The sequence below is a fragment of the Bacteroides acidifaciens genome (genome assembly GCF_024623065.1).
Classification (GTDB): domain Bacteria; phylum Bacteroidota; class Bacteroidia; order Bacteroidales; family Bacteroidaceae; genus Bacteroides; species Bacteroides acidifaciens.
Genome location: NZ_JANJZR010000128.1, coordinates 1 through 5,732, shown reverse-complemented (window position 1 = coordinate 5,732; position 5,732 = coordinate 1). Strand labels below are relative to the sequence as shown.

Here is a 5,732-nt window from a genome sequence, read left to right as displayed (position 1 = left end):
CGGTCAGTTTCGTGCTGACTACCCGGTTCTGCTTGTCTATCCGGCTTTTTGCCGGGCGACCTCCCGGTTTGTTCCTTGTCCCTGTCATACGTTTTTGCTTTTAGGTGGTATCTTAAAAATTGCGACCAACGGGAGAAATTTTCTTTGCTGTCAAGCAAAGCAAGGTGTTTCGGTCTACCGAAACATAACCTTGCTCTCCCTAATCATACCGTTTACCGTTGGTAATCCTGCCGGACTAAATGCCTCTGCCCCTTTTCTGTTTTGGGGTGGCACGTTGTCCGGTTTCCTGCTTTATTTCCTGCGCTTGGCTGGTACTGTTTTTCTGTTCCTGTTTCCTGCCGCACAGATAGTCGTTCAAGTCCGAATAACCCCTGTAATTGTCCGAGAAGTCACGCACACGGTAGGAATATTCCAAAGCGATAGCCTGTGTTGCCCGAAATCCTGCTTCGTCATTGTCGAGCATGCAGTGGATGCGTTTATACGGGAACAGTACGTCAATGGCTTTCGGCACATTGGCGGTAGAGTTGAGTATGACATAATCCTGCCTGTCAAGGTCGGGCATGGTCGGACAGTTCTTCATCCGGAGTGTGAGGAAAGAAAGATAGTCCATAAAGCCCTCGAATACCAAACATTTCTCTCTCGGCTCTCCCTGCTGCCTTATATGGGTGATGTCTTTCGATGTGCTGCCCTTGAAACGGGGATTGCGAAGCTCGTAACCTCCTGAATCATTCCTGAACGCCAGCGCAAAATAAGGCTTGCCACCGATGCGGTAATACATTTCCTGCACGTATGGGGCTGCCGTTCCGGGGGAAATCCCCCTTTCCTGCAAGTAGCGCATGAGTGCCGGATTCTGTAACGGCTGTATTCTGCGTATCTCTATCGGGCTGGCTGCCTGCCTTTTCGTGTCCCTTTCGGGCAGGTCTTTCCCGTGAAAGGAAAAAGAGGTAGTGTCGCCCTGCTCCAGTCGGCAGATAGCACCGTGAGCGTCCCGCCCTCGCCAGTTCCGTAGTCACACCATAGATTGGCGTTATAATCCACCTTGAAACTCGGCGTGTTGTCCTCCCGTAAGGGGCTGCGGTACATCCCGTAACTTCCTTTTTCCGTGACGGGCTGGATTCCCAAAGAGTTCAGGTAATCCTTGATACTGATATTGTTGGCTTCCTTGTAGGTCATAATCTTTATTTTTTTATTTAACGATAGTAATAATGAAGCAAGAAGCGAGTAAGAAGAAGCACGGGACACTACTACATCTATCTTTTTCTTTTTCAACGGATTGTAGTACATGTAGTAACATAGTAATTATTTATCCTTTAAAAAAGGAATAAATATATTCTATATATTATATTGCCGTTTTTTCTTTTTCCCGGATTTTCCAAAAGTTTGGGATTCTATCTTACTTCATACTACATAATTGGTAAACTATTGTTTATTAAATTGTTATGTATGTATCAAACAATATGTAGAAGCTACTACATTCCGGTTCTACCCGTAATCATCCCCTGTACGGGAAGCCGGAACGGGCTTTATCCTGTACCCATATACCGGATAATGGTTGTTGTTGATGCGCTTCTGTACCCGCTTGAAACCGATTTTCCGCAATGATTCGCCCAGCCTTTTTTCGGATAGCTGGACGGGGGATATATTACGCAGGTATGCGAGTACCTGTGCCGTTGTCATGAAGAACAGGGCTTCTTCCTCCTCTGTCGGCTTCTCAAAGTATTGTGTCAGCATCTCAAACTCGATTGTCTGTACCTCAAATTCCGCATTTGTCAGGTGCAGTTCTTCAATCTCCGCATCATTGAACCAGTAGCGCACGCCCTGACGGTACAGGTACATAATTTCGGAATAGACGTTATCCATGTGAATACTTTCTGCCGTGGGCTTGTCTATGTGCAGCACCTCGAACGGCAAAAAACGCCTGCTGCCTGTCGGGTCGGTCAGGAACTCGTTGCCGTTCACCGAAGCCATGAAGCTGGCGAGGTGGGGGTATTCCTCTATGTAAATATCATACGGTCTGCGGTACTTCACCGCCGGGGTGGTGATAAGGTTCTTCAATGCGTTCTCGTTCTGCTTGTTGAGTTCCTTTAGCTGGTCGTCAATGTTGATGAACAGGTATTCGGCTATCAGTGTCAGGATGTCTTTGCCCTGCGGGTCTATCTTCCCGGTGAACAGGTAGTTCTTAAGCGGTGTCGGGCAAAGGTTGTCCAGCCACCACGATTTGAACTGCCCCTGCCTGTCCCCGGTCAGCACCAAACAGGTATGGTTCTGACACCCTGTGTCGTTCATCGCGTTGGCTACCACACCGATAAGCCATTTCGTGAAATATTCCTCCCATTTGCCGGGGTTGGCTACCTGTACCGTGTTCAGAAGCCTGCCGATATGCCCGTGTTCGGCAGGATTCAGTAAGGGCAGGGCATTGAAATACTCCTGTATGGGATGTACCTTTCTTGCGAAGTCGCTTTCCAGTATCATGCGTATGTTGTCGGTCGAGGTGGCAATGTCAGCCGTTGCGTCCAGCCTGCGCCTGAAAGTGTTCAGGGCGAATTTTGTAACGGGCTGGTACAAGTCCGAAGAACCCGAAGCCCGGTATTCCGTCCGGCTCTTTACGGTGTTGAACCGGAAATCATACAGGACGTTCAACAGGCTTTCGATGCGCTCGTTCTTTGACTGCCAGCCCTCGATATGCCGTGTTTCATCACTTCTTTTCTTTTTCATCGGGAAGTCTGTTAGAAGCCGGGACATACTGCTGCTGCATCCACTTTTTGAGTTCCTCCATGTCGAAACGCAGGGTACGCCCACGCTTGACACACGGTATCATCCCCTTGCTGGCTAAATGATACAGGTAATTGACCGAATACCCGGTTATGCCGCTGGCAACGGATATTTTGACTAACACAGGCTCTTTTCCGTCCTGCCGTTCTTCGGGCTGTGCGCCCGTGACCGGGGCAATCATCTTTTCGATGTTCTCCAGCCGCTTGAAAATTTCTTCGAAAGGATTGTTCATAGGTGCTTGTTTTTTGAATTAGCACCACAAATAAAATAAGAAAAATCGGTAAAAAACAAAGCGTCAGCCGTTTGGAATCGCTTTGCTTCGCTCTGCACCAAATTAATGTCGGCAAATAGAAAACGGTTTTGTGTTCATTACCTTACTTAATTTAGGAAGTGGAGAAAAAACAGTTTTTTTTATTATTGGTTCGTTTCTTTCGTGTTGTTGTTGGGTTGGCGGTGGACATTCTCGGACACGCAAGGTCATTTGCGGACAGGAAGAAACAACCTGTCATTCAGCCTTATATATTTGCACCAGTGAAGAAAAACGGAGTATTGACAAGAATAAATATATAGGTTATGGAAATAGTGACGATTGAAAAGAAAACCTTTGAACTATGGAAACAGAGGTTTGAAAATTTTGTGGGGCGTGTGGATGCGCTATGCGTACCTTTACGCAGGAAGCGTGACAAGTGGCTGGATAACTGCGAAACCTGCCGTTTGCTGAACGTTTCAGCCCGGACGATGCAGACCTACCGTGATACGGGGAAACTGCCTTACTCGCAGGTTAACGGCAAGATTTACTACAAGGCTTCGGACGTGGAAGCCTTTCTGCTCGACCAAGTAAGGAACAATTCTAAAAAGTAGGCGTATGGATTTGATAACGAAAGATTTCGAAACCACGTTGGTACTGTTTTCTTCCCTTGACAGGGTGCTGGAAAACGTGGAGTATGTGGTAATGAACTATCGCCCGGTATTGAACGGTGAACACTACCTGACGGGCGATGAGGTGTGCAGGCGGCTTTGCATCAGCAAACGGACGTTGCAGGATTACAGGGACACAGGGCTGCTGGGCTACGTGCAGCTTCCGGGAAAAATCATCTACCGGGAAAGTGACATCATGGATTTGTTGGAAAGGTTCTATCAGAAATGAAATCTAAAAAACGGCAATAATCGTTTTTATATTATTGCCGTTTTTTTTTATGCTTTAAGCCAATCACTTTGAGGCTTTACGATTAAACGAGCATTCATGTATGCCATTTCTAAAGTTAAGCAAGTTCTTGCGCAATAGTTGTTATCATCTAATTTATATATTACAAGAGCTAAATCAGGATTTTTAGATCCCGGAGTCAAACACAAAGGTAATAGGAGTTGAGTTCTTTTATTAAAGAATTGAGGTACTGCTATTTTATAATTGGTTTTAACAAGCTTTATAACTTCGTCAATAGCTCCAATTAATTGTCTACGCATATTATCTTCTCCTGTCACTTGCAAATGTGTTGGAAAACGGCTTTTATTATCACTAATTATGTGGTCTATGTCAGGAATAATATTACAGTTAGGGTTGAATATTAGTGCTGAAGGTTCAGAAAAGAAATCAGCTCTTCGAGGAATATTACTTGAAAAATATCTCAAGAACTGGCTATCACTTTTTTTACAGAATGCTTTGAAGAAATAAGGAGAAGTACCACCACCTTTATTCCTTTCAAAAAAAGCAAAAATATCTTCTAATTGTGACGTAACTAAACCTGTATTAAAACAACAAAAACGATTATCAGTTGTATAAACAATCTTATTTTCATCTTGAAGTTTTCTAAAAGTATATTCCAAATAATTCTTTAAAATAGAATTATTCTTATTTGAGCCAAAATCCCATTTTTCAGGTGATGCTAATTTGGCTAAAAAATCAATGCTTTTCCCAAAATCAAGAAAAAAAGCAAATTTGAAAAGTTCTTTAGTTGGTTCTGCCATAGAATTATAGTTTTAAAATTAAAGGTTGCCAAAATCTTAGCAACCTTTTTAAATATAATCTTTTTATAAGTTTTACATCTTGCAGTTAGATCTGCACATCTAAATGTTAATATCCCGACTTTAAGTTGGGACTTAATTATTTAATGCTGCAAATATACTTGGTAATTTTGACTTCACCAAATTTTCTTATCCATTTTTTTAGAATTTATTTTTTGTGAATTTGCAAAGTTCTGTCAACGGCTTGCATATCCCTTAGTATCGTTTGGTCTAATACCTTTGCGTAGTGCTGCGTCATTCGGGTGGATGAATGCCCCAGCATTTTAGCCACGTTCGGTAGTGACACGTTGTTAGCCAGTGCGATAACCGACGCGAAACTGTGCCGGGCTGTGTGCGTGGTCAGGTTCTTTTTAATGCCGCACAGGTCGGCAATCTCTTTCAGGTAGCTGTTCATCTTCTGATTGCAGGGAACAGGCAACAAAGTTCCTTTATCCATGCAGTAAGGATTATCCTTATACTTTTCAAGTATCTGTTTGGGAATGCTCAAAAGCGGGATGTTACAGAGATTGTTTGTTTTTTCACGGGGTTTCACTATCCACAGGTTGCCGTTGCTGTCCTCTGAAACGTGTTCGGGGCGCAAGTTATACACGTCTATGAATGCCAGACCAGTAAAGCGATAGAAAACTATCAATGCAACCAATAGAGGAATCCGGCAAAAGAACTGCAATTCGTTGTAAAGCAGCAAAATTGTGTTGGTTTGCGCAGTTGGGTAAATAGCAAAAACAGGTAGAATAACGAACCTGTTCAGCTACCAAGTCATTACCTGTTTTCATTTCATTTAGATGCAGTCAATCAAGGGATAAACTGTCAGTTAAAAGGTATTTCCATCCGGGAATCTTACTTTACCCTACAGATTTAACCTATCCGGTTTTGATTGCGCCGTTCTGCCTGATTCTCATACCGTTCAACAGGCGAGATATGAGTAAAATTGCAATCAA

At 43.7% G+C, this 5,732-nt stretch carries 6 protein-coding genes and 3 pseudogenes; 2 read left to right on the top strand and 7 right to left on the bottom strand.

Annotated elements, in window-relative coordinates:
- The 5 genes and pseudogenes from NSB03_RS19665 to NSB03_RS19650 all read right to left on the bottom strand — a co-directional run.
- A pseudogene (locus NSB03_RS19665) lies at positions 1–88 on the bottom strand (plasmid mobilization relaxosome protein MobC); the annotation flags it as partial.
- Between the two features lie 147 nt (positions 89–235).
- Positions 236–856: pseudogene (locus tag NSB03_RS19660) on the bottom strand (toprim domain-containing protein); the annotation flags it as partial.
- A gap of 20 nt (positions 857–876) precedes the next feature.
- A complete protein-coding gene (locus NSB03_RS20940; protein ID WP_128824530.1) occupies positions 877–1,173 on the bottom strand; it encodes a hypothetical protein in 297 nt (98 codons plus the stop codon).
- Positions 1,174–1,482: 309 nt separating this feature from the next.
- Positions 1,483–2,715: a virulence-associated E family protein gene (locus NSB03_RS19655; RefSeq protein ID WP_257466597.1), complete on the bottom strand. Its 1,233-nt coding sequence runs from the start codon at positions 2,713–2,715 to the stop codon at positions 1,483–1,485.
- On the bottom strand, positions 2,696–3,004 hold the full coding sequence (locus NSB03_RS19650; RefSeq protein ID WP_024988792.1) for a helix-turn-helix domain-containing protein: 309 nt from the start codon (positions 3,002–3,004) through the stop codon (positions 2,696–2,698). The genes NSB03_RS19655 and NSB03_RS19650 overlap by 20 nt, the downstream gene beginning before the upstream one ends.
- 341 nt (positions 3,005–3,345) lie before the next feature.
- Between NSB03_RS19650 and NSB03_RS19645 the strand changes: the two genes are divergently transcribed.
- Entirely contained in the window at positions 3,346–3,633 is a 288-nt protein-coding gene (locus NSB03_RS19645; protein WP_024988790.1) for a helix-turn-helix domain-containing protein, read from the top strand.
- Positions 3,634–3,637: 4 nt separating this feature from the next.
- The gene (locus tag NSB03_RS19640) at positions 3,638–3,919 is read left to right on the top strand and encodes a helix-turn-helix domain-containing protein (protein WP_024988789.1); all 282 of its coding nucleotides are present in this window, start codon (positions 3,638–3,640) and stop codon (positions 3,917–3,919) included.
- Positions 3,920–3,966: 47 nt separating this feature from the next.
- On the opposite strand, the gene NSB03_RS19635 is transcribed toward NSB03_RS19640, so the two are convergent.
- Together NSB03_RS19635 and NSB03_RS19630 are read right to left on the bottom strand one after the other, a co-directional pair.
- Positions 3,967–4,737 carry a DUF3825 domain-containing protein gene (locus NSB03_RS19635; protein WP_024988788.1) on the bottom strand — a complete coding sequence of 257 codons (771 nt, stop codon included), beginning with the start codon at positions 4,735–4,737 and terminating at the stop codon, positions 3,967–3,969.
- 205 nt (positions 4,738–4,942) lie between these two features.
- Positions 4,943–5,410 (bottom strand): annotated as a pseudogene (locus NSB03_RS19630) (site-specific integrase); the annotation flags it as partial.
- Between the last annotated feature and the right edge of the window lie 322 nt (positions 5,411–5,732).